Annotated in this window: 21 protein-coding genes; 18 read left to right on the top strand and 3 right to left on the bottom strand. The window is 36.3% G+C overall.

What is annotated here, in order from left to right:
* Positions 1-87: 87 nt before the first annotated feature.
* Positions 88-963: an acetamidase/formamidase family protein gene (locus tag EZV73_RS19600; protein ID WP_240842109.1), complete on the bottom strand. Its 876-nt coding sequence runs from the start codon at positions 961-963 to the stop codon at positions 88-90.
* A 69-nt stretch (positions 964-1,032) separates the two neighbouring features.
* On the opposite strand from EZV73_RS19600, the gene EZV73_RS19595 reads away from it, so the two are divergent.
* From EZV73_RS19595 to EZV73_RS19510, 18 genes are all read left to right on the top strand, one after another.
* Positions 1,033-1,944: a GNAT family N-acetyltransferase gene (locus EZV73_RS19595; protein WP_240842108.1), complete on the top strand. Its 912-nt coding sequence runs from the start codon at positions 1,033-1,035 to the stop codon at positions 1,942-1,944.
* 2 nt (positions 1,945-1,946) lie between these two features.
* Entirely contained in the window at positions 1,947-2,759 is an 813-nt protein-coding gene (locus tag EZV73_RS19590; protein WP_240842107.1) for a hypothetical protein, read from the top strand.
* A 10-nt stretch (positions 2,760-2,769) separates the two neighbouring features.
* Positions 2,770-3,549: an XdhC family protein gene (locus EZV73_RS19585; protein ID WP_240842106.1), complete on the top strand. Its 780-nt coding sequence runs from the start codon at positions 2,770-2,772 to the stop codon at positions 3,547-3,549.
* A 177-nt stretch (positions 3,550-3,726) separates the two neighbouring features.
* On the top strand, positions 3,727-4,281 hold the full coding sequence (locus EZV73_RS19580) for an NTP transferase domain-containing protein (protein WP_240842105.1): 555 nt from the start codon (positions 3,727-3,729) through the stop codon (positions 4,279-4,281).
* Positions 4,278-6,353 (top strand): xanthine dehydrogenase family protein molybdopterin-binding subunit, encoded by a 2,076-nt coding sequence (locus tag EZV73_RS19575; RefSeq protein WP_240842104.1) that lies wholly within the window; start codon positions 4,278-4,280, stop codon positions 6,351-6,353. Before EZV73_RS19580 ends, EZV73_RS19575 begins: the two co-directional genes overlap by 4 nt.
* Positions 6,343-6,813: a (2Fe-2S)-binding protein gene (locus EZV73_RS19570; protein ID WP_240842103.1), complete on the top strand. Its 471-nt coding sequence runs from the start codon at positions 6,343-6,345 to the stop codon at positions 6,811-6,813. The genes EZV73_RS19575 and EZV73_RS19570 overlap by 11 nt, the downstream gene beginning before the upstream one ends.
* Positions 6,806-7,621, top strand: coding sequence for a xanthine dehydrogenase family protein subunit M (locus tag EZV73_RS19565; RefSeq protein ID WP_240842102.1), 816 nt, complete (start codon positions 6,806-6,808; stop codon positions 7,619-7,621). Before EZV73_RS19570 ends, EZV73_RS19565 begins: the two co-directional genes overlap by 8 nt.
* The gene (locus tag EZV73_RS19560) at positions 7,611-8,825 is read left to right on the top strand and encodes a YgeY family selenium metabolism-linked hydrolase (RefSeq protein ID WP_240842101.1); all 1,215 of its coding nucleotides are present in this window, start codon (positions 7,611-7,613) and stop codon (positions 8,823-8,825) included. Before EZV73_RS19565 ends, EZV73_RS19560 begins: the two co-directional genes overlap by 11 nt.
* Complete coding sequence (locus tag EZV73_RS19555) at positions 8,810-9,772, top strand: ornithine carbamoyltransferase (RefSeq protein WP_240842100.1); 963 nt, start codon at positions 8,810-8,812, stop codon at positions 9,770-9,772. Before EZV73_RS19560 ends, EZV73_RS19555 begins: the two co-directional genes overlap by 16 nt.
* Before the next feature lie 8 nt (positions 9,773-9,780).
* Positions 9,781-11,046: a dihydroorotase family protein gene (locus tag EZV73_RS19550; protein WP_240842099.1), complete on the top strand. Its 1,266-nt coding sequence runs from the start codon at positions 9,781-9,783 to the stop codon at positions 11,044-11,046.
* Positions 11,030-12,274 (top strand): amidohydrolase family protein, encoded by a 1,245-nt coding sequence (locus tag EZV73_RS19545; RefSeq protein ID WP_240842098.1) that lies wholly within the window; start codon positions 11,030-11,032, stop codon positions 12,272-12,274. Before EZV73_RS19550 ends, EZV73_RS19545 begins: the two co-directional genes overlap by 17 nt.
* Entirely contained in the window at positions 12,271-13,341 is a 1,071-nt protein-coding gene (locus EZV73_RS19540) for a 4Fe-4S binding protein (RefSeq protein WP_240842097.1), read from the top strand. The genes EZV73_RS19545 and EZV73_RS19540 overlap by 4 nt, the downstream gene beginning before the upstream one ends.
* Complete coding sequence (gene thrC / locus EZV73_RS19535; protein WP_240842096.1) at positions 13,341-14,522, top strand: threonine synthase; 1,182 nt, start codon at positions 13,341-13,343, stop codon at positions 14,520-14,522. The genes EZV73_RS19540 and thrC overlap by 1 nt, the downstream gene beginning before the upstream one ends.
* Complete coding sequence (locus tag EZV73_RS19530) at positions 14,519-15,238, top strand: xanthine dehydrogenase family protein subunit M (protein ID WP_240842095.1); 720 nt, start codon at positions 14,519-14,521, stop codon at positions 15,236-15,238. The genes thrC and EZV73_RS19530 overlap by 4 nt, the downstream gene beginning before the upstream one ends.
* Positions 15,228-15,677, top strand: coding sequence for a (2Fe-2S)-binding protein (locus EZV73_RS19525; protein WP_240842094.1), 450 nt, complete (start codon positions 15,228-15,230; stop codon positions 15,675-15,677). Before EZV73_RS19530 ends, EZV73_RS19525 begins: the two co-directional genes overlap by 11 nt.
* The gene (locus EZV73_RS19520; RefSeq protein ID WP_240842093.1) at positions 15,677-17,968 is read left to right on the top strand and encodes a xanthine dehydrogenase family protein molybdopterin-binding subunit; all 2,292 of its coding nucleotides are present in this window, start codon (positions 15,677-15,679) and stop codon (positions 17,966-17,968) included. Before EZV73_RS19525 ends, EZV73_RS19520 begins: the two co-directional genes overlap by 1 nt.
* Positions 17,969-18,016: 48 nt before the next feature.
* Positions 18,017-18,925 carry a DUF697 domain-containing protein gene (locus EZV73_RS19515; protein WP_240842092.1) on the top strand — a complete coding sequence of 303 codons (909 nt, stop codon included), beginning with the start codon at positions 18,017-18,019 and terminating at the stop codon, positions 18,923-18,925.
* A gap of 87 nt (positions 18,926-19,012) precedes the next feature.
* Positions 19,013-20,893 (top strand): IGHMBP2 family helicase, encoded by a 1,881-nt coding sequence (locus EZV73_RS19510; protein ID WP_240842091.1) that lies wholly within the window; start codon positions 19,013-19,015, stop codon positions 20,891-20,893.
* A gap of 12 nt (positions 20,894-20,905) precedes the next feature.
* On the opposite strand, the gene EZV73_RS19505 is transcribed toward EZV73_RS19510, so the two are convergent.
* Both EZV73_RS19505 and EZV73_RS19500 read right to left on the bottom strand, forming a co-directional pair.
* Positions 20,906-23,227 carry an ATP-binding protein gene (locus EZV73_RS19505; protein WP_240842090.1) on the bottom strand — a complete coding sequence of 774 codons (2,322 nt, stop codon included), beginning with the start codon at positions 23,225-23,227 and terminating at the stop codon, positions 20,906-20,908.
* Positions 23,228-23,280: 53 nt separating this feature from the next.
* Positions 23,281-24,867, bottom strand: a complete 1,587-nt coding sequence (locus EZV73_RS19500; RefSeq protein WP_240842089.1) for a peptide chain release factor 3 — start codon at positions 24,865-24,867, stop codon at positions 23,281-23,283.
* Positions 24,868-24,878 lie beyond the last annotated feature (11 nt).

The raw sequence follows: 24,878 nt of genomic DNA, 5'->3' as shown, positions 1-24,878 counted from the left end.
AACCTATGTGGTAAAGATTTTATCTCTATACACATAGGTTTTTTACTTAATAAACTTTTATTGCTATAGGTAAACATAGTATAGCTGCTATTTAAATTGCCTAAAATAAGTTAAAGGCGCTTTCATTCGAATGGTAACCTTAGGATCTACCACCTGGCAAATCTCTAAGTTGGCCATCAAGCTCATTAACATAGATGTATCTGAATCTGTATAGTTAAGGGCATCTTTTAACCAGTGGTGCATTTCAAGAGATGCACCTTTTACAGCGTCTTCTAAAGTTTTGTCCGAATAGATGGTGTAAAAATGATCTTGATCAATTAAAAGGGGATGACCATGAGACAGGCCTTTTAAAAGACTTAACTTTATGGTGACCTTACCACCAATTTCTATGCCTGTTACATTGACTTCACCATCAGACATAAGTGCATGTAAGTCACCAAGGCCAAACAAGACACCTTCAGTAAAAACAGGTAGATAGAGACTAGAGCCAACACGAATCATCTTGTTGTCCATATTACCACCGTGAGGTCCTGGCTCGCCATTTGGAGTATCTGTTTCAGGTGCCACTCCAATGACGCCTATCATAGGCTCTAAGGGCAACATAATGTCGTTAAAATAAGTATGATTATTTTCAATTGAAAAACATTTGATACTAGATGATTCATACATCTTGCCAAATATACCAGCTCCAGGAATGGAGGCCATGATGCCATGACTATCAAGTTCGATAGCCATAATGTCTACTTTTAGTAGATCACCAGCTTGAGCGTTTTCTACATAGATAGGACCCGTGGCAGGATTGACTCTTTTCCAATCGAGTTGGTCTAGTTTATCTTCTTCTGACTTGATTTGACCACCAAAAGCATCTACGGTTTCTAAGGTAATGATTTCTCCATCATAAGCACGATAGACTGGTTTATTGTTTTTTGAGAATGTATAAAATATGTTTTCTTTTTTAATCATTTTGGCTCCTTTCATATACTTCTTGCTATGCTATTAAGTCTATTATACAATTTTTATTAGGAGGTAAGTATGAATATTCAAAAAATTAATGTAGAACATAAAGAACTTATCAGTCGTATCTTATCTGATAAATTCGAAGCATACACCAAAAGTTTCAAATACATACCAAAGGGAAGGATTGATATTGATAAATTTGTAAACAATATTCTAGATAAAGATGGGTATATTATAAATATAGGTCATGAATATGGTTTTATTTCTATGACTTATGCCGGTGAACTCTTTTATGGAAGACAAGGACTCTATCATGCTGAATGGGCCCATTACTTTCCTAGTAATCCTGTAATTACTGAAGCGCTTTTAAATCTTGCTTATGATTACATGACAAAAAATCATTTAAGAGATCATACCATTTCCTATCTGAATAACAGACAAGATCTATCAAGTTTATTCTTTGAAGCCTCTTATGGTGGTAGGTGTCTAGATGCACATACTAAGATAGATCCTCAAATGGCATGTGCACTTGAAAACATTCGTCAGGCAAGTATGAAGGATATAGATGCCTTGGTACCTTTACTAGATGAACATCATGACTATATGAACGATGTTTCTCGTTTAGGTATGAACTTCTCTGATTCAAGAACTTTATTAAGCAAGTGGCTACAAGATGAATCTTCCCATATTCTTGTTTATGAAGAGGACCAGATACTTGCTATGATGATGCTTGTTGATAAAAGTTCAGGAGGTTGTACAATAGGTTCAGATGATACAACACTTGGCATAAAAACTACTCAGGTAATGAGTAAACATCAGGGCAAGGGGATTGGACTTTCTCTTCTAAAACATGCCCATGATTACGGTTTAAAAAATGGTTATAAAATCTTGGCAGTAGACTTTGAGTCTTTTAATTTCTCTGCTTATAGATTTTGGTCAAAACACTTCGATCTGACCATTAGAAGTGTTATCAGAAACATAGGTTAATTATGAGTTATTGTGATATCTGTAAAGAAAAGCATACAGCCATACAAATAGAAGGCATAGGCCATTTCTGTAAGTCGTGTTACAACGACATGATGGCTGAGGTCTTTGATGTCAATGTGGACATAGAAGATAAGTTAGAGGTTACGATTGAAGACATCGATCAAAAAGATCACCTCTTTGTCGTTTCCTATGTCATCATGCCTGTTGGTATCAAATGGCTGGCAAGAGAAAAGGATGGCTATAAAATAGAGCTTTATTCATCTCTTGATACAGAGTTGAAAGTAGGCTTGTGGCAGCTGATTGAAAAAATACAAAGAACACTTTCTTATAAGTCTTTAGAAAACCATAAAGGTGAGTTTGGTTTAAAGAGTGTCGGTACATCAATTGTCACTGTAGATCATGGCGTTTATAAATTGAAAATTGACGATAAAGTCATCGATATTGAAGAATTTAGTGACATGCTTGCAGCCTATGAAGGTTGGATGTTTGAATATCAGTTTAGAGAAACTTCTGAGTTAACCATCACAGAAGATATGGTCCTGAAACCTACATCTATCAAACCAGATGCAGTATGGAAAAGGTTCTTAAAGAACAAAAGCTATTATCTGTCAGAGCCAGGACTTGGCCTTCATGAAGTTTTGGATTTGTTCCAAGAAAACTGTGATGATTTAAGATTCATGTTAAACCTAGGCTTTAAACAAGAGGCCAAACAATTGGGATACAGGATGAAAATAGAACTGGATCTCTTAAAGGATTTGGATCTTATAAAGACTTTAAAAGAAAAAATAGACAATATCATATGGTTGATTCCTTAGAGAGGTGAAAATGTTTTTTAAAGAAATACAAACACTAATAGATAAAAATATATCCGTGGCAACAGTAACAATAATCGAAGAAAGTGGATCAAGCCCTAGAGGCATCGGATCAAGCATGCTCGTAGGTTTAGATGGACTTCTACATGGTTCTATTGGTGGGGGTGCTGTAGAATTCAAGGCTATAAAAGATGCTATTAAAGCACTTAATAACAAGATGTCTCATGTTATACATTATCCTTTGGACACACTTGACATGACTTGTGGTGGTGAAGTCAAAGTCTTCATTCAGGTATTCAATCGAAAAAAGGAAATCCTCATCCTAGGTGGTGGTCATATATGCAAGGCTATCTTACCATTTGCAAATACCTTGGGTTATAAAACAAGTGTCATCGATCAAAGACCTGACATATTTTTAGATCCTGTTTTTGAAAAATCAAATTGTATCCAGGATGATATTTTAAAAGCATTAGAAGAGATAGATTTTCATAAGGACATGTATATTATTATTGTGACTCACGGTCATCGATATGACCAAGATTCCCTAGCTTATGTTTTAAATAAACCCCATGCCTATATCGGTATGATCGGGTCTGAAAATAAGATTAAAACTTGTTATAAGAACTTGAAGACTCTTGGATTTGACAAGGAGACACTTGATAAAGTTTATGCGCCAATTGGTTTAAGCTTAGGTGGTGAAAGACCAGAAGACATAGCCTTAAGCATCATAAGTGAGATACACGCTATTTCTAATGACACAAAAGTTGAACATTTAAGAGATGTTGGCAAATAGAACTTAATAGTTAAAGTAATTTTATTTGAAAGTTTCTTAAGAAAATAGGCGAAGTCCTATTTTTTTTTACATTTTTGGGTATAAGTTTGTTAGAAACTTACAAACTAATATAAAATTCTATAAGCTAAAGTTTTGTTATCAGAATTTTCAGAATATAATATATTTAGGAGGTAACTTTTGGAGGGAATAATCTTGGCTGCTGGAATGTCAACACGTTTTCCAGAGAATAAAATGCTTCAAATGATTGAGGGTGTGACCTTAATAGAAAAGACGGTCATTAAAATGGCACCTTATGTTAATAGGATTATTGTTGTGGTGGGCCATAAAAGCCACCTGATTGAAGAGATTCTGGCTAAATATGACAAAGTCATATTGGCCTACAACAAAGATTATAAAGAAGGTATGTATAGCTCTATAAAATGTGGTATGGCCTTAGCAGGAGAGGATGTTTATCTTATTCCAGGTGACATGGCTTTTGTATCTGATAAGACCTATCAAAAAATGAGTGAGCAAGATGGGCAGATACTTATACCTTCTTATAATATGAAATCAGGTCATCCAATTAAGTTGGCCTATCCTATTGTAAAAGCCATATGTAAAAGCAAACATGAGCATTTAAGAGCATTTTTAAATGAATATGATAAAGACTACCTTGTAGTAGAGGATCCCTATATTCTTGTGGATATAGATACTAAAAAAGATTTAGAAAAAGTAAGGGGGCGGATTCAATGAAAATCACTGATCATGTAGATCGAGTGGATATCAAGGACAAACTGTGTGGTAAAACCAAGTACATAGAAGATATGACCTTTGATAACTTACATTTTGCAAGAACATTAAGGTCTACCGTTACAAAGGGGAAAATACTGAGTATTGAGTATCCACCTGCAGAAGAAGGTATTACCGTAGTGGACCATAAAGATGTAAAGGGCCATAACGAAGTAGCTATGATTTTAAAGGACATGCCTGTCTTTGCAAAAGATCAAGTCAATTATTACGGAGAACCTATTGCCTTAATTGTCGGTAGGGATAAAGATCAAATCATTTCATTTTTTAACAGAACAAAAGTTACATATGAAGAACTTCCATTTGTAGACGATTTTAAATCAGATCAAGCAGAAGTTTTTACAGATCATACTTTTTCTATTGGCTCTTTTGATGAGCTTGAGTATGATGACATATTTGAATCTGTATACAATACAGGTTATCAAGAGCAGGTATACATGGAAAAACAAGGCGTTGTGGGTATTGTAGAAGATGATATCATCACTGTCTATGGTTCTTTACAATGCCCTTATTATGTCCTTAATGCCTTAAAACATGCCTTGGAAACAGAGGATGTTCGAGTTGTACAAACACCAACTGGTGGCGCATTTGGCGGCAAGGAAGAATATCCATCACTTCTTGCTATACAAGTTGCTGTAGCAGCCTCTAAGGTTCAGGCACCTGTTAGACTCATATTTGATAGAAGAGAGGATATGGCTTTTACAACAAAAAGACATCCTTCAGAATCTAAAACTAAAACATACATCAAAGATAAAAAAATTGTGGGTATGGATTATGCCATTAAATTGGATTCAGGTCCCTACCTAGGTCTTTCTGATGTTGTTTTACAAAGAGCCATTTTTACCATGATGGGCTGTTACATGTTTGATGTCATTCGAGTCAATGGGAAAACTGTTAAAACCAATAATGTCTTTACTGGGGCCTTTAGAGGCTTTGGTGCACCTCAGTCTATGTATGCTCTTGAGCTTCATATGAGTCAGCTTGCTGACTACCTAGGTTTAGACCAAATAGACTTCAGAAAAACTTACTTTGTAAAACAAGGTGACATGACGTCTACTGGTGGTGTCTTTAACGAGACTATCTGTTTGGACGAAATCACAGACAAGCTTAAAGACATCATCGACTATGACAAGATTAAGTCTGCTAAAGAGCCATATGTGGGTTATGGTTTTTCATTCATTCCACATGGGGGTGGATTCACAGGTGATGGAGAAGCGGCTCATATAAAGGCAATTGTACATCTGAAAAAAGAGACAAATGGCGATGTGACTATTTTGGTTTCTAATGTGGAAATGGGACAAGGTGCCATTACTGCCTTATCTAAAATTGTGGCAGCAACACTGGACTATCCAATAGAAAGAGTTCATTACCATAGACCGGACACAAAGTATGTGCCTGATTCAGGTCCTACTGTGGCATCTAGAACAACTATGGTAGTCGGGAACCTGCTTCACCTTGCAGCGAAGAAGCTAAAAGACCGTTTAGATGAGCCCGGTGAAATACTCATTGAAGAAAGATTTAAACAACCTGATTATGTTAAGTGGGATCAAGATAAGTTACATGGTAATGCCTATATGGCTTATTCATGGTCGGCTCTAATGGCTAGAGTTGAGATGGATCCAATTACTTATGAAGTGACATGTACTGATATATATGGCGTTTATGATGTTGGCGTACCTGTAGACGAAAGACTCCTTATAGGTCAAATACAGGGTGGTGTTGTACAAGGTCTGGGATACGGTTTGCTTGAAAAAATGGACACCAAAGATGGCTTGATCCAACAACATTCTTTTTCTAACTATGTTATTCCAACAACTTGTGATATTCCAACCATTCATTGTGACTGGGTCATCAACAAATATGTGGATGGACCTTTTGGAGCTAAGGCTGTAGGAGAATTAACCCTAGTAGGTGTAGCACCCGCTGTAGCATCAGCTGTAGAAGATATCATTCATAAACATATCAATGTAATTCCTGTAACACCAGAACGCGTTATGGAGGCAATGAATGAAGATTAAATTTAAACTAAATCATAAAGATGTAAATGTAGATACAACCTACTCAAGAAGATTATTAGACTGTATCAGAGAAGACTTCGATTTAACAGGTACCAAAGAGGGATGTGCTGAAGGAGAATGTGGCGCTTGTATGGTTTTTATAGATGATCTTTTAGTCAACTCCTGTATGGTCCCAATGGCCAATGTTGTAGATAAACATGTTGTGACCATTGAAGCATTTTCTCAAACAGAGGACTATAGGCAAATTGAAAAAGCCTTTATGGATACTGGTGCTGTTCAATGTGGCTATTGTACGCCTGGCATGGTCATGGCTGTTTATGAACTGGTTAGAAAAAACGTTGATCCGAGTCCAGAAGAAGTTAAGGAAGCCCTTTCTGGTAATTTATGTAGATGTACAGGCTATCAAAGTATATTTGAAGCAGTAGAACTCTTAAAGAAGGGAGGTTTCTTCGATGTTTAATACTTATCGTCCTGACACATTCGATCAAGTCCTTGATATTCTTGATAAGGAAACCTGTCATATTTTTGCTGGTGGTACTGACCTAATGATTCGTAAGAGACAGTGGCAGGGTGCTGAAAGAAAGTTTACTCAATCTGTCGTTTACATCAGTCATTTAAAAGAGTTGGCTGGCATTGTAGAAAGTGATGATTATTATGAGATTGGAACCTTGACGACTCAGACTGACATCGTTGACAGCGATCTACCTGACTATATTAGGGTGCCGTATTCATTGATGTCTTCACCAGCCATCCGAAATGTAGCCACAGTTGGTGGCAACATTGTCAATGCAGCCTCCGTAGCAGATTCTTTACCAATATTTTATGCATTAGATGCAAAGGTAGAGCTTGTCAGTAAATATGGTAGACGTCTACTACCTGTAGAAGAGTTTGTTTTAGGAAAGTACAAAACTGCTAGACAGGCCAATGAAATATTGACTAAGGTGATTGTGCCGAAGTTTAAGGAAAAAGGATTTTCTTACAAGAAGATCGGTCAGAGAAAGGCCAGTATTTTATCAAAACTTTCAGTCTTCATGGTCTATAATGAATCAGATTTAAGAATAGCCATTGGTGCTGTAAATGATACTGTGATTAGAAACAGAGCCCTTGAAGTAACATATAAAAAAGATAAAAACATAGATGATTTAATTCAAGGCTACAAGAGCCTTATGTTTGGCCAAGATGATAAACGATCTACCAAAGATTACAGAGAACGGGTAACTGAAAACCTTATTAGATCTTTTTTAAAGGAGATGGAAGATGAACTATAAAGAGAAGGTTAAAGCATTAGCTGATAAATATGAAAAAGATTTACACCAGTTTTTAAGAGATATGATTGCCATTCCGTCTACTTCTTGTGAAGAAAGTAAACTCATAGATAGAATCAAGGCAGAAATGACAAAACTTGAATATGATGAAATCCTAATCGATGAGATGGGCAACATCTTAGGTCGTATGGGTTCAGGTCCTAAAGTAATCGCCTTTGATGGACACATAGATACAGTAGATGTCGGTAATATTGACAACTGGACCTTTGATCCTTTTAAAGGCAAAGAAGATGATGAATACATCTATGGTAGAGGTGCCAGTGACCAAGAAGGTGGCTTTGCCTCTGCAGTCTATGGGGCCAAAATCATGAAAGAGGCTGGTTTTCTAGATAATCACACCGTTTGGGTAACAGGAACTGTTCAGGAAGAAGACTGTGACGGTTTATGCTGGCAACATATTCTCAACGAAAAGGTTATCGAGCCTGACTTTGTCGTATCTACGGAGCCAACAGGCTTAAACATCTACAGGGGCCAAAGAGGCCGTATGGAAATATTAGTTGAAGTAGCAGGTACCAGTGCACATGGTTCTGCACCAGAACGTGGTGACAATGCCATTTATAAAATGGCAAAAATCATTAATGAACTTGAACTGTTAAATGAAAGACTTCGTCATGATGACTTTTTAGGTAAAGGGACACTTGTTGTATCAGAGATTTTTTATTCATCCCCATCAAGATGTGCTGTAGCAGATGGTTGTAAGATTTCTATTGATAGAAGACTGACTTTTGGTGAAACAGAAGCGTCTGCTATAGGAGAAATATTAGGACTAGACAGTGTTAAAAAATTTGATGCAAAAGTTACCATGTACAGGTATGACAGACCATCCTATACCGGTTATCATCCGGATGTGGCTTGTTATTTTCCAACTTGGGTTATACCAGAGGAACATAAACTCTGTAAAGATTTCTTATGTGCTTATGATTACTTGTTTGAAAAACCAGCATTACTTGATAAGTGGACATTCTCTACAAATGGTGTTGCAATTATGGGCATGTATGATGTACCGTGTATAGGTTTTGGGCCTGGGCTTGAAGAAGAAGCTCATGCACCAAATGAAAAAATTAAAAAATCAGATTTAACTGAAGCGGCAATGCTTTATGCATTGATACCACTAGCGGATAAGGGGGCATTATGTACGGAAAATTAAAAGGTAAACACTTTATTACTTTAAGAGACTGGACAAACTTTGAAATTGACATGCTTTTGGAGACAGCAAGTGAGTTAAAAAGAAAGCATTATATGGATGTAACAACGGATTACCTAAAGAACAAGACCATTGCGCTTATGTTCTTTGAAGAATCTACTAGAACAAGAAACTCAATGGAAATGGGTATGGCTCAATTAGGCGGTCATGCAAACTTCTTAGATACATCTACCATGCAGATATCACATGGAGAAGTTGCAAAAGATACAGCTGTTATCTTATCAAGCTTTGGTCATGGTATTGCCTGTAGAAACTGCTTCTGGGAAATCGGTAACAAGTATCTAAATGAAATGGCCAAACATTCTAGCCGTCCAATTATGAACTTACAATGCGATTTATATCATCCAATGCAGGGACTTGCAGATCTTTTGACCATCAAAGAATTATGTAGAGATACCAAGAAGCTTAAGGTTTCAATTATTTGGGCTTATGCGACCAGTCATAAGAAACCAATCAGTGTACCTTTAACTCAAGCTTTACTTTTCCCTAGATATGAGATGGACGTAACGTTAGCTTATCCAGAAGGCTTTGAAATGCCAGACTGGGTTATAGAAGAAGCCAAGGAAAATGCTTTAAAATACGGTGGTTCTTTTAAGATTACTCACGATATTGATGAAGCCTTTAAAGATGCTGACGTTGTGATTCCTAAGAACTGGGGTTCATGGTCAGGTAAGAATCCTCAAGTTAATATTGAAGATTTTAAATCATGGAAATGCACAGAAGAGAAGATGAAACTTGCTAGTCCAAATGTTAAGTACATGCATGCACTGCCAGCAGACAGAGGTAATGAAGTCGAAGATTCTGTCATTGATGGACCAAAATCAGTTGTTTATCAGGAAGCTGAAAACAGACTTCATACAGCTAAGGCAGTCATGGCATTAACACTATGATGTACGATATGAGAATTATTCATGGTCAATGTTACATTGACCATGAATTTATAGAAACAAACATCTATATAAAATCAGGTAAAATATCAAAAATTACTAAAGACTTATTGGATGCTGATAAGACAATTGATGCTGATGGTCTAAAGGTTTTACCTGGCTTTATCGATCCACATGTTCATTTGCATTTAAATATTGGTAAGACTTTCTCAGCAGATGATTTTAAGTCTGGTAGCCAGTCGGCAGCCCTTGGTGGTGTAACGACACTTTTAGACTTTTTAGATCCTATTTATGATAATTCAGAGTTTGAAACAGTCTTTAAAAGACGATTACAAGAGGCTGAAAATGCCATTGTTGATTATGGTTTTCATTGTACTTTTGCCAATTATAAAGACGACTATGCTTCACTTCTGCCTATGCTTAAAGAAGCAGGTATTACAAGTGTCAAAGTTTTTACAACATATTCAGACAGTGATAGAAAATGTTCCTATGAAAAGATAAAAGAAATATTGAGTGAAGACCTTGTCATGATGGCACATTCTGAAAATGATGATAGGATCAAGGCTTGTGAAAGCATGTCTGACTATGAAGCAAGTCGGTCAGAAGAAGCTGAATATGAAGCCGTTGATAAACTACTGAAGCTTAAGAGCGACAAGGGCAGGCTATATATCGTTCATATCTCTTCAGGCCATACTTTAGATCGACTGGATAGATATAAAGATGTTTATTATGAATCTTGTCCGCAATATTTTTATCTTTCAAAAGACTTGTTTCTTAAAGAAGATGGCAAGAAGTATCTCCTTGCACCTCCTATAAGGTCTCATGATTCTATTAATCTCATGAAAGATAACTCTGACAAGTTAGATACCATCGGTACAGACCATTGTCCATTTATGTTGGATGAAAAGCTTGTCGATGAACCCGTTGATAAAATTCCCAAAGGTCTTGGATCATTAGGTTACGCCTTTCAGCTTTTGTATACCTTGTATGGGGATAAAATCATACCTAAGTTTACTGAAAATACTGCTGAAATTTTTGGATTATCTGGCAAAGGCTATATTAAAAAAGATTTTGATGCCGACCTTGTATTGTTAGAAGAAGGGGACTATCAGCTAATAAATCCTTATACCAAGTGTGATTTTAATGTTTATGAAGATATAAAGGTTAATTGTCAAATTAAAACTACAATCTCTCGTGGTAGGGTCATTATGGAAAACGGGCAAGTTTTTGACCATAAGGGTAAGTATTTGAGGAGGGCTTATGAAGGCAATCGTTAATGTTAAAATATATGACTATCAAAACTACATTCCAAATGGTTATGTCATTTTCGATAGGCAAATCATTAGTGTGGGTCCTATGGAAGACTTTGAAGGCCACTATGAAATATATGATGGTAAAGGCATGCTTCTTTTGCCAGGTCTAATTAATGGCCACACTCATATTTATTCAACCTTGTTTAGAGGTTCCCCTTTAAGTGCTTCTCCAAATAATTTTCTGGAGATATTAGAACAGATATGGTGGAAATTTGATAAGGAATTAACCCTAGACTCCATCAAGGAAAGTGCCAAAGCTTATGCTCAAGAATCTCTCTTATGTGGTGTAACGTCTATTATTGACCATCATGCGTCTGGTGTTATTGAAGACAGTTTAATGGTCATTCATCATGAACTTGAAAAAAGGGAAATGAAGCATCTCCTATGCTTTGAAACCAGTGATCGATTTGATATCGAAGCTTGTATCAAAGAGAACCTAAAATACATAGAAAGCAATCATTTTGGCCTACATGCATCTATGTCTTTATCCAATGAAAGTCTAGCTAAAGTTTCAGCAGTATTAGGTGATAGACCGATACATATACATGTCGCTGAAAGTGATTTAGATGAAGAACTGTCACTTTCTCAGTATGATAAAAGGGTGGTTCAGCGTCTGGATGATTTTAATCTTCTTAATAAAGATAGTATACTCGCCCATTGTATATACATTGATGATCAAGAAGGCCAAATGATTAAGAATAAAAATTGTGTGGTTGCAATTAATCCAACTTCTAATTTAAACAATGGCGTTGGACTTTACAATCAGAGTCTACTATCTAGACTAGACATACCTTTACTTATTGGTACCGATGGTCTTGGCGTTAATGTGGCTAAAGAGTATCAACATCTCTTTTATGTTGGCAATCAATCCAATGAAAGTAATAAGGATGTTTCACTAGACTGGGTAAAAAAACAGGTCATTCATTCTTATGACTATTTCAACAAACTAAGAAATACACGTATTGGACGAATTTCAAAGGGGTATGACAGTGATTTTATCCTAGTGGATTATCACTCGATTACACCAGTTCATACTGATAATATATTTGCCCATGTTTTATTTGGTGCATTTGAAGCATTAAGGCCACATACAGTTATTGTAGGTGGTAAAAGAAAAGTTGATAACTATGATTTGATAGAAAATGAAGTGATCAATGAGGATGTCGTTAAAAATTTATGGAGGCGTTTATGAGTTTAAAAGTTAATCTACTAGGTGTTGAGTTTGAGAACCCTCTTTTACCAGCATCGGGTCCAAGTGTTGGTTCTTTACATAGTCTTGTCTTCTTTAATCAATCAAAAGTAGGTGGTATTGTTACAAAAACCATCTCTATTGAAGGGGCTGATGTTAAAAAACCTTGTATTGTTGCAGGTAAACATACGGTCTATAATACTGAGCTTTGGAGTGAAAAACCACTTGAGGAATGGACCGATAAAATCCTTCCAGAATTAAAAAAAGATTTGAATAAGCCCCTTATTGTATGTGCGGGTTACACATCAGATGACTTTAAAAAGTCTATACCACATTTAGATAAGTTTGCAGATTTCTTTGAGGTGTCCACACATTATGGTAAAGATTCCTTACACGATTTGGTTTCTACCATTTGTAGCCTTACAGATAAACCTGTTTTTATAAAGTTGAGTCCTCATGTAACTGATTTTATCGACTTCATCGATGTTGCTATTAAAGCTGGTGCAAGTGGGGTGGTTGCTGTAAATTCAGTGGGACCTGGTGTCTGTATAGACCTAGGGAAAAGATCCGTAACCATAGGTACAGAGGAAGGACATTCTTGGATTTCTGGCCCAGCTATAAAGCCGATTGCCTTACAGCGTGTCATGACCATAAGAAAACACTATCCAGATCTACCTCTAATTGCATGTGGTGGCGTAGCTTCTGCTAGGGATGTACTGGAGTTCATTTTAGCAGGTGCTGATTTGGTACAAATGTTATCGTCTGCCCTGATAAACGGCAGACAAGTTTACAATCATATAGTTGAAGACTTACCAGAATTAATGGCTAAACATAACATTGAAAGTATCGCTTCATTAAGGAAAACACCATTGTCACTTGAAGTAAAAGGTAAGGGTGGTTATCCGGTTGTTGATAAAGACAAATGCGTTTTATGTCATAAATGTACCAACATATGTCCAGAAATGGCTATGAGACAAGAGACCTATATTGTTAATGACTCAGACAAGTGCATAAGGTGTGGTTTATGTGAGTCTAGATGCCCGACAGGGGCAATTAGTGGGGTGATATGATGCACAAACTACGATGCATCACATGTGAAAAAGTCTACGATCCTCAAAAGGGGCGTTATACCTGTGATGACTGTGGGCCGCTATTAGGTACACTAGAGGTCCTATACGATTATGAATCTATCAAGTTAGAGAAGAACTTCAAGAAAAAAGCATCTATGTTTCAGTTTGCTGAACTTTTACCAGTAAGCTCACATACGCCACTCGATGATTTTATCGGTGGCACACCGCTTATGACTTTTGACCATGTATTTGGATATGACAAACTTATGATAAAAAATGACGGTATGAATTTGTCAGCTTCTTATAAAGACCGGGCAAGCATCATAGCTGTTAATCGCGCCATCGAAGAAGGCAATGATCACATATTCTGTGCATCAACAGGTAATGCAGCCTCATCACTGGCTCTTTTAAATGCACATACCCCTATAAAAACAACCATATTTGTACCATCTACCATTCCAAGTGGTAAGTTAGCACAGCTTATGGTTGCAGGCGCTCATATTTTTCCCATTCAAGCTTCTTATGATGAAGTTTTTGATCTCTCTTTAGAAATTGGGCTAAAAAATGGCTGGTATACAAGAAACTCTGCCATCAATCCGTATTTGCTTGAAGGCAAGAAAACTGGTGCATTTGAAATCATCGTCCAAAACAACTATGAATCACCTGACTATGTTTTTGTAGGCGTAGGTGATGGTACCATCATCAGTGGTTTGTGTAAGGGTTTTAAAGAGTTTTATGACTTGGGCCTTATTGATAATCTACCAAAGGTTATCGGTGTGCAAGCAGAGAATGCCTCAACCTTAAAAAAAGTCTTTGAAGGACATGACTTATTTGTAGAAGATGTTCAAACAATCGCTGACAGCATCTCTGTCGGCAATCCAAGGGATGTCGTTAAGGCTTGCAAGTACCTTAAAGAAAACGGTGGTTACTTCATGTCAGTCACAGATGAAGAAATCGTTAAAAGCATTGAACTACTGGCTTCAACTACCGGTATTTTCTCTGAACCTGCAGGCGCTGTGACGCTGGCTGGCCTACTTAAATCAGATATTCCAAAAGATAAGTCTATATGTCTAGTGATTACAGGTAACGGCTTAAAGGACACATCAAACATCAAGATTACAGAAGTAAAATCATATACAAAAGAAGAGGTTTACGAGTATTTCAGAAAGGAGCATTCATGAAGGCATTAGACTTAAAGATACCAGCAGATTTAGACGAAGCATATGACTTACTTAACAGTAGAAGAAATGCAACCCTTTTAGCTGGTGGTTTATTCATCAGATTACAGAAGAAAACACATCCTTTATTAATTGATTTAAATGGATTGAACTTAGATTACATCAATGAAATCAAAGATGGTTTTATTATTGGTGCTATGACCAACTTAAGATCATTAGAAAAATCAAAACTGCCAAAGGCCATAACAGATGCTGTGAAACAGATATCAGGTATTGGTGTTAGAAACATGGCAACCATAGGGGGATCTATATGTGGCAGATATCCTTTTAGTGATATCAATACAGCCCTACTGGCATTAGATGCATATCTAGTCTTCTATAAGAAGGGTAAGATGTCTATGAAGGATTTCTATGAAAATGGTCTAGATGAGAAGGACATATTAGTTGAAATCTATATTAAAAAGCCAGTTTTTTCTGGAACAAAGTACTTTAAAAAAGTTTACACTGACTTATCCATTTTAAATGTATCTATGGTTGATAATCGTTTAGCGGTTGGAGCAAGACCAGGTAAAACACTAGTGATAGAAAACTTTAATGAGGCGGACTTTGATAAAATACCATTTGGTGATGACTACCGTGCATCGGGCAAGTATAGAAAAGCGTTATTTGAAGCCTTATATCAAGACTTATTAGAGGAAAGAGGTGCTTATGGAAGTTAAATTAATCATCAACGGCTCTCATTACAAGTTTGCCGCAGAACCTGACGAGTACCTTTTAGACACACTTAGAAAACTTGGTTATAAATCAGTTAAAAGAGGCTGTGACCAAACTTCTTGTGGCGTCTGTTCTATACTAGTAGACGGTAATCTCGTACCATCTTGCTCTTATCTAACAATAAGAGCCAATAACAAGCCAATAACAACTGTAGAAGGCATCCAAGAAGAAGCCAGAAAAATTGCAAAGTTTATTACAGAAGAGGGTGTAGACCAATGTGGATTCTGTTCACCAGGTCATGTTATGGCCATTTATGCCATGATGAAAGACCATCCTCATCCAAGTATAGATGAAATTAAACATTATTTGGCTGGTAACTTATGTAGATGTTCTGGTTACGAGGGCCAACATAGAGCCTTAAAGAAAATGTTGGAGGTAAAGTGATGAGTGTTAATAAGAAAATTCCAAAAGTCGATGGTGTAGGACTTGTATTGGGTAAACCTGCTTATACTGATGATTTAGCACCAAGAGATGCGCTAATCGTAAAACTTCTAAGAAGTCCTCATGCCCATGCAACCGTAGTATCTATTGATACACATATAGCAACATCCTTACCTGAAATCAAATGTGTTCTTACATACAAGGATGTAGGAGATGTTAACTTTTCAAGAGCTGGTCAAGGTTTTCCTGAACCATCTCCATATGATCATAGAATTCTTAATAAGACAGTGCGTTATGTAGGAGAGCCGGTTGCTATCGTCGCTGGTCATTCTGAAAAAGCAGTTGATTTGGCTATTTCTAAAATACAGGTCAAATATGATATTCATGAAGCTGTTTTAGATTTTGAAAAGGCCATTGGCCATGAGGTTCTAGTCCATAAGGATGATGGTTCTAAGTCTATGTTTGAAATTGGCCATAAACCTGAGGTCAACATAGCTGCCTGTTATGAGATGGCCATTGGTGATGTAGAAAAATCACTTTCAGAATCTGATGTTGTCTATGAGGGCAGGTATTATACACAAGCCCAAGCACATGCCATGACTGAACCACATTCAGCTGTTTCCTACTTTGACCAACAAGACAGACTTAACATCATTACATCAACGCAAACACCATTTCATGTAAGACGAATTGTAGGTAAAACACTTGGTCTGCCACTTTCTAAAATCAGAGTAATCAAACCACGTATCGGTGGTGGCTACGGTGGTAAACAAGCCATCCATGGAGAGTTTTATGTATCACTGGTAACCATGAAGACAGGCCTACCGGCAAAACTGATTTATACTAGAAAAGATGTTTTCTCAGCATCTTATACTAGACATGAAATGAGACTTGATATTCGAATTGGTGCAGATACAGATGGTCATATCAAAGTTATAGATATGAAAATACTTTCCAATACGGGTGCTTATGGCGAACATGCTTTAACCGTTTTAATGGTAGCCGGTTCTAAAACACTGCCGCTTTATAACAAGGTAGAAGCTGTTGGTTTTTCTGGTGATGTTGTTTATACAAATCTAACACCTGCTGGAGCTTATAGGGGTTACGGTGCCATTCAAGGTAATTTTGCACTGGAATCAGCAATTGATGAACTGGCTTCTAAACTTCAGATGGACCCTGTCGTCCTAAGAAGAATGAATATGATGAAGGAACAAGAAACTTCTGAAATATTTGAAATCATGGGTGAAGGCCAAGAAGGTACAGCAATGACTGTAGAATCTTGTAAACTAGATGAGTGTTTAGATCTGTGTATTGAGAAACTTGACTACTACAATAAGGTAAATGCTGAGAATACACATCCTTACAAGGCTAGAGGTGTTGGTCTTGCCATAGCCATGCAGGGATCGGGCATTCCATACATTGATATGGGCTCAGCGATTATCAAACTGAATGATGATGGTTTCTTCAACTTATTGGTTGGGGCAACTGATATAGGAACTGGCTCAGATACCATATTGGCTCAAATAGCTGCAGAAACTTTAATGGTAGATACCGATAAAATCATTGTATATTCATCTGATACAGACTTAACACCATTTGATACAGGTGCTTATGCATCATCTACTACTTATGTATCTGGTCATTCTGTAAGAATTGCTGCTGAAAATATGATTGAGAAAATCAAAAAAGCTGGTAAAATCTATTTTTCTAGCGAAGACGTAGATTATGATGGTGAATCTATTATCTGTGGTGATTCTAAAATAAGTCTTAAGGATTTTTCAACCAAGCTCTTTTACTCAGAAAACCAAGAGCAACTGGTTTCATCAGGTTCTTATGTTGGAACAAAGTCACCTCCACCATATATGGTTGGTGGTGTAGAAGTTGAAATAGATAAGCGTACAGGCAAGCTTGATATCTTAAACTATGTAGCTGTTGTGGACTGTGGTACAACCATTAATCCAAATCTAGCTAAAATCCAGGTAGAAGGTGCACTTTTACAGGGCATTGGTATGACACTCTATGAAGAAGTCAATCGTACTGAACTTGGTGTCAACATGAACAATTCCTTTTTAACTTACAATGTGCCAACTAGGATGGAAGTTAAAAATATGGATGTTACCTTTGTTGATTCCTATGAGCCGTCAGGTCCATTCGGAGCCAAATCAGTTGGTGAAATTGGTATAGATACACCACCAGCAGCCTTATCAAACGCTATTAAGAACGCTCTAGGAAAACGTATCAGAAAACTACCTATGAGGTCAGAGGATATATGGAATTCATTAAATAACGGGTAATACCGTTATTTTTTTTGTTTTATTTGGTATATTAATAGTGGAGGCGTTATGAAACAGTTAAAAATTATATTATTCTTTGTTATTTTATACTTTGGATATTTTTTTGTGAACAGCATGTTTAAAGTCATTGACTTTTTAAGTTTTGATCAGGTCTATCTGTCTTATGTCCTATATGGCTTATTTGCCACACTGGTGCTTGTATATTTCATCTATCCAATGATGAAATATTTATCACGGCCATCTTTTAACCAGTTAAAATCATTCATAGAAGAAGATAAACACCAAAAGAAGTTTTTAAACTACTTTAATAAAAGAGATAATGTAGGTCTTTCAGATAAAGAAGAATTAAAAGCACATCTTATACATAAAGTGGACGAGTTTGATGGCATCATTAAACAATTTGCCCAGCAAACAACCGTCACTGTAATGGTATCACCTAATTCATTTATTGATGGTTTGTCAATCTTTCTATCTAATTCACAGATGATTTATAAACTGTCATCGATCCTTGGCTTACGATACAATTTCAAATCGCTTATGAGGATGTATTTTTCGGTTCTAAGTGTTGCTTCTGTAACTGGTCTGGTTGAGGAATTTGATGAAACCATTGAAGCCATCATTGAGGAACTGGCTGAAGAGTTTTCAGAACTGATTGCTGAGGAATCCGGTAAGAGTGTCGGCTCCAAAGTGCCATTTTTCAACATTGCTGTTAATGCACTCAGTCCTGTTTTACAAGCTGCTGGCAACTATGCTTTTATGTACTATAGCGGCTTAAAATTCAAGTATGAACTCTTAAATATCGTAGAAGATCAAAATCTTAGTGAAAAAGAGGTCAAGAAACGCGCCAGAAGACGCGCCAGAAGTTTAAAGTACGCCTACGTGAAGGAGATGTCAGGCAAAGTATTAACAGGCACAGGAAGAAAAATTACTAAGCTAAATCCATTTAAGAAGAAGTAGCTGTACATATGTACAGTTATTTTTTAATAACTTTATAACTTGAATCTTTCATGCAATTTACGTATCATGTATGTGAAAGGAAGAAATATGGATTATCAAGTAAAAACACTTATTAATAATATGCTTCGCTCTGTCGAATACGAAAGAGAAGAAGAAAGAGATAGACACTTCCAAGAAATGAAGTATTTAAGCGGCCTTGAAAGAGAGAAAAAGGGCAGAGCTATCATCAACTTAAAAAAGAGAAAAAGTGGTCGAACGCTGAGTGGCGAACACTTATACATATTTTCAAAAGGTGAAAGAATTGAAACGGAAATAAATGTTGGAGACCAGGTACTTGTAAGTCTTACAAATCCACTTGATCAGCAAAATCCTACAGCTATTGTTTATGAAGTCAGCCATAAGTCGATAACACTTGCATTTTCTAGACAGCCTAGATTTGCAAGTTCTAAGGGACTAAGGATTGACTTAGCTGTCAATGATACAACCTATAAGAGAATGGAAGAGGCCCTTTTGAATCTAAGGTCACCTCAATATTCTAAACTACATAAAATATTATCCGGCCAATATGGTGTCAATACATCCTTAAAGGAGATTCCTTATAAGGACTTGAATGAACGTCAAAGCGATGCTATATCTCAAGCATTTAACAACAATGGCTATTACAGTATACAGGGACCTCCTGGAACTGGTAAGACCTATACAGCAGCTCATTTGATTCATTGGATTGTCAAACAGGGTAAAAAGGTTTTAATTACTGCGGATTCTAATGCTGCAGTCGACCATCTGATTAGAAACTGCATCAAGCTCGGCTTAGACCCGCTCCGTATTGGTAATCCCATCCGTGTCAACAAAGACCTAAAATCATACACCCTGGATTACAGGATATATGAGCATGTTCTTTATGGTGAAGTAACTTCTCTACAGGACCAGTTAGAAGAAGTCAAGGAACTTCAAAAGGGCGTTGAAAGACCAAGCAACAAAGATACAAGAGGCTATACTTATACGGAGCTTATAGAGCTTCTAGAAAGTAATCAGTCTGGAAGAGGCATTTCTAAACAGACCATAAAAGACATGAAACCCTTTTTAAAGTTACAAAAAAAAATGGATGCTTTATACTCTAAAATACAAAAGCTTAGAGACCAGATACAAAGTGACATACTTTATAGTCATCAGATCATTGCTTCTACTAATGCTACAGCAGGCTGTGATTTATTGGTGGATGCACATTTTGATTGGGTCATTATGGACGAAGCTGCCCAAGCATCTATGCCATCAGCTATGATTCCTATTTTAAAATGTAATCGCTTTGTATTAGTAGGTGACCATTATCAGTTACCACCAGTTGTCATCAACCAAGAGGCTAAAGAATTAGGTTTAGACCAATCTCTGATGGATTACTTGGCAGACAAGTATCCTTACTATTTAAGTCAGTTAAATGTCCAATACCGTATGCATGAGGAAATTAACAATCTTGTATCTAGTATGTTTTATAATGATCAACTGATTCCTGCAAAGCAGGTCAGAAAAAGACGTGTTATGCGAGGTGACATCATTGAAACGATTCAGGTTGGTGGTAAAGAGCTTATGCAGAAAGATTCAAAGTCCTTTTACAACCAACAGGAAATAGACATGGTTGGTAAACAGATAAAAAGACTTCTCAAGTATGTAAAAGAAGATCAAATTGCTGTTATATCACCCTATAAAGCACAGGCTAAAAAGTTGCAAAAGTTGTATCCCGAAATTGAAATAGACACGGTTGATGCCTTTCAAGGGCGTGAAAAAGATGTTGTTATCATCTCTTTCGTTAGATCTAATCCTTCAAACAACATTGGTTTTCTAAAGGATTTCAGAAGATTAAATGTTTCTATCTCTAGAGCAAAATCAAAACTGATTTTAATAGGAAACTTAAATATGATCAGGCATGATGATATGTATGATTATCTATTAGAAATGATTCAAGAAGCCTAAAGGCTTCTTGTTTTAGTTTGTTTCAATATTAGGGATTGTAATGGTATAAGCTTTATCATAATAAATAACACCATCCAATAGTTGTGTGACCATGTTATGAACGGCATGTAGGCCAATCCCCATCATACCTTCAAGTTTTTTTGTAGAATAGAAGGGTTCATACATATGAGACTGAACATCTTCTGGAATATCTTTGCCTGAATCCTTATAAATAATATGAATCCCATCTTCTTTTAGTTCAACAAAAAGAGAAATAATCTTTCTGTCTTCATCTTCAAAGCTGTGATGAATACTATTGGCAATCAATTGGTGCAATACTTCAAGTAAAATGGTCGGATATGTTTTGATAAAGTCGCTTGAATGATTGGTGGTTAAGTGGACATCATTGTCCATTAAAAGTTTTTCTTCATTTTTATAAACCAGCTGCAATAGATGATTGATCTCTATTTGCTTTAGAAGGATATCGGTCTTATTGATAGCCAGTGATTTAAATGAGTTTATCATATCTGAAGAATGTATAACAGCATCTTCAATATTATTTAGAGTTAATAGACTCTTATTGATGCAATCACTTAATTGTTTTTTGCTTAGGGTTTCGCTTAGAAACTGTTTTTGTAAACTCTTTATCAAGTCAATTTGATGGGTAATCATGGTAATACTTGCCCCGATTGGTGTATTGAGTTCATGTGCAACTCCGGCTACAAGACTGCCCATGGCAGCCAGTTTTTCAGCTTGTATCAGAGAAGCTTGAGTTTCTCTTAAGTTGTCCAGTGTTCGTCTAAGTTCATCCGCTGTATCTTTGATAATAGATGTCTTTAAGGCATTGTCTATGGCAATGGCTATATAGGATGACAAACCTTCTACTAGGTCAATATCACTTATAGAGTATGCATCGACATCATAGCTTTGTATACTGATAACACCAATCGCCTTGTTATGATTGTAGAGTGGACAAAAGAGAAGAGAGTTTATTTTGGAAATGTCCTTGATCTGCTCAATATTATTTAGTTGTAAGTCCTCTTTAGACAAGGTAATGGTTCTTTTTTCGCTGATGGCCTTATAACCAAAACTTTTCTTTTTATCTTTGACCCTATAGGGAATAAGAAACTCATTATCATAGACAATATAGGTATAATCTAATTCATCCTCATTCAAGATCCCGATAGACATAAATTGAATATTCAAAAGTTCACTTAAGTGTTTATACAGTTCTTCTGTAACAATTTTAAAGTCTAAAACATTAATTAAGGTCTGACCGATGTTGGAAATCAGTTTGAGTTCCTTTGACTTTTGAATCAACTTCTCATTGCTTAGCATGTAGATTTCAGCATCTTTTTTAAGAGACTCAATGTTATTTTCAGCAGACATAACCGTCACATTATTTTGAAGTTCATCATTAAAATGCTTCTTTTGGTATTCCTTTAACTTCTCATAATAGTAAATGGCTTCATTAAACTTTTTTAGATGTTTACAAGAGGTTGCAAGTAGCTCATATAAAACCACATGATTGACACTGCTTTTAATACGATTAGAGATTTCAAGCGCCATTTCACACCTATATATGCATTCAAGATAGTTTTTTCTTCCATGGGCAATTCTTGCAAAAACCATATGACAAACAACGATAGAATACAAATCATTGATCCTTGTTCTGATATCATAACTTTTTAGGCAGTAGTCATAGGCTAGGTCTAGTTTATTCATATTGAAGTATAAATGAGCCAGAGTAATATAACAAAGAGCTAGGGCTATGTCATCTTGTCTATTTGCTGCTATTTCAATACTTTTATCAGCATAAACCATGGCTTTTTCATACTCGTTAACTGCTTCAAGACACTGAGCCATACTAGAATAAAGAACACTGGTAATAGAATGAGACTCTGACGGGTTTTTATCAATGGCTTTTTTAATAAATGTAATGGCCTTGCTATAATTTTTTATGTCTTTATATATCTCACCAAGATTATAAACCATGTAAATAAACATCTCATCAATATCATGTTTATCAGCAACTTCTACACCATGCATTAAATATGTCACGGCCTTGCTTAAGTCTCCTGAGTTGATGTACATCATGCCCAGTGAATTGTCATTTCTTGATTCAAAGAGTGGGTCATGATGTTTTTCATAGTAATCTCCAGCATGTATCAATGCTTTTTCAGCTTCATGATAATCGGCAAAATAGATCTCTAAAATACCATAAACGGTCAGAGCGTTATGGTAATCTAAGCTGTCTGGCATGGCTTTATTTAAAATTTCCTTTATGATTTTATGAGAGGCCTCAGGATGATGACGTCTGTCATTCCAGGCCTTTTCGATTTGATCTCTATACATATGGTCACCTCAAATAGTTTTATACCCAAAAAAAAATGTAAATAGCAAGCTATTTACATTGATGTTTCTTTTAATACCACATTTTCATTTCTCTCTTCAGCATGTCTGATCGACCACTCATTCTTAAATAAAATGGCTGGCATTTCATTCTTGTCAACAACAAGCATTGAATCCATAGGTACTGAGAAAGAGCTGTGATTGAAGTTTTCATCATGAATCCATCTGATATATCTATATGGTTGTCTTTCAATCAAACAGTCTACACCATATTCATTTTTCAATCTATACTCAAGTACTTCAAACTGTAAAACACCTACAACACCAACAATCAATTCTTCCATACCAATGTTATGACGCTTGAAGACTTGGATGGAACCTTCATCAGAAAGCTGAGTAATACCCTTTAAGAACTGCTTTCTCTTTAAGGAATTTTTGATGGTTACTTTTGCAAAATGCTCAGGCGCAAATGATGGGATACCATGATAAGCAACTTTAGAGTTGTCTTGACATAATGTATCACCAATGTTGAAAATACCTGGATCATGTAAACCGATGATATCACCAGGGAAGGCATCTTCAACGATGACTCTGTCTTGAGCCATAAATTGCTGTGGTTGTGCCAGTTTTACTTTTTTATTGGTTCTGACATGGTTAACTGCCATGCCTTTTTCAAACTTACCAGAGCATATTCTTAAAAAGGCAATTCTATCTCTATGGTTCTTGTCCATATTGGCCTGAATCTTAAATACAAAGCCAGTAAAGTTATCATCAGAAGGATTGATTAAACCCTTGTTAGAATCTCTGGCTTGAGGTCCTCTTGAGATCTCTAAGAAAGACTCAAGAAATGGCTCTACACCAAAGTTAGTTAGGGCAGATCCATAATAAACAGGTGTTAAATCCCCACTTAAAATCTTATCTAAATCATAGTTATCACCAGCTACATCTAATAGCTCTATGTCTTCTAGTAATTTTTCGTGTAGTTCAGATCCAAGTAATTCAGAAAACTTTTCATCGTCATGCGAACCAGTAACAACATCTAATTTACTTTGACCGTGGTTACCACCATCAAATAATTCCACACGTTCAGCTTGACGGTTATACACACCTTTGAAGCCTTTACCAGAACCAATAGGCCAGTTGATTGGGCAGGCTCTAATACCAAGTACAGATTCAATTTCTTCAATTAATTCAAACGGGTCTTTACCTTGACGGTCCATTTTATTGACAAATGTAAAAATAGGAATGTTTCTCATTTTACATACTTTAAATAACTTGATTGTCTGTGCCTCAACACCCTTAGCACAGTCAACTACCATTACAGCAGAATCGGCTGCCATTAATGTTCTATAAGTATCCTCACTGAAGTCCTGGTGACCTGGTGTATCAAGGATATTGATGCAGTGGTCATTGAAGTTAAACTGCAGAACAGAAGATGTTACAGAGATACCTCTTTGTTTTTCTATTTCCATCCAGTCAGAAACAGCATGTTTAGAAGATTTTCTAGATTTAACTGAACCGGCTTCTCTAATAGCTCCACCATAAAGTAAGAACTTTTCTGTTAAGGTTGTTTTACCGGCATCGGGATGGGATATAATGGCGAATGTTCGCCTCTTATCTATTTCATTTGTAAGCTTAGACATAAACTTCTCCT

The organism is Acidaminobacter sp. JC074, assembly GCF_022496765.1.
Classification (GTDB): Bacteria; Bacillota; Clostridia; order Peptostreptococcales; family Acidaminobacteraceae; genus JABXKX01.
Note: the sequence above shows the minus strand (reverse complement) of the source record. Positions and strands in the feature narration are given on the sequence as shown.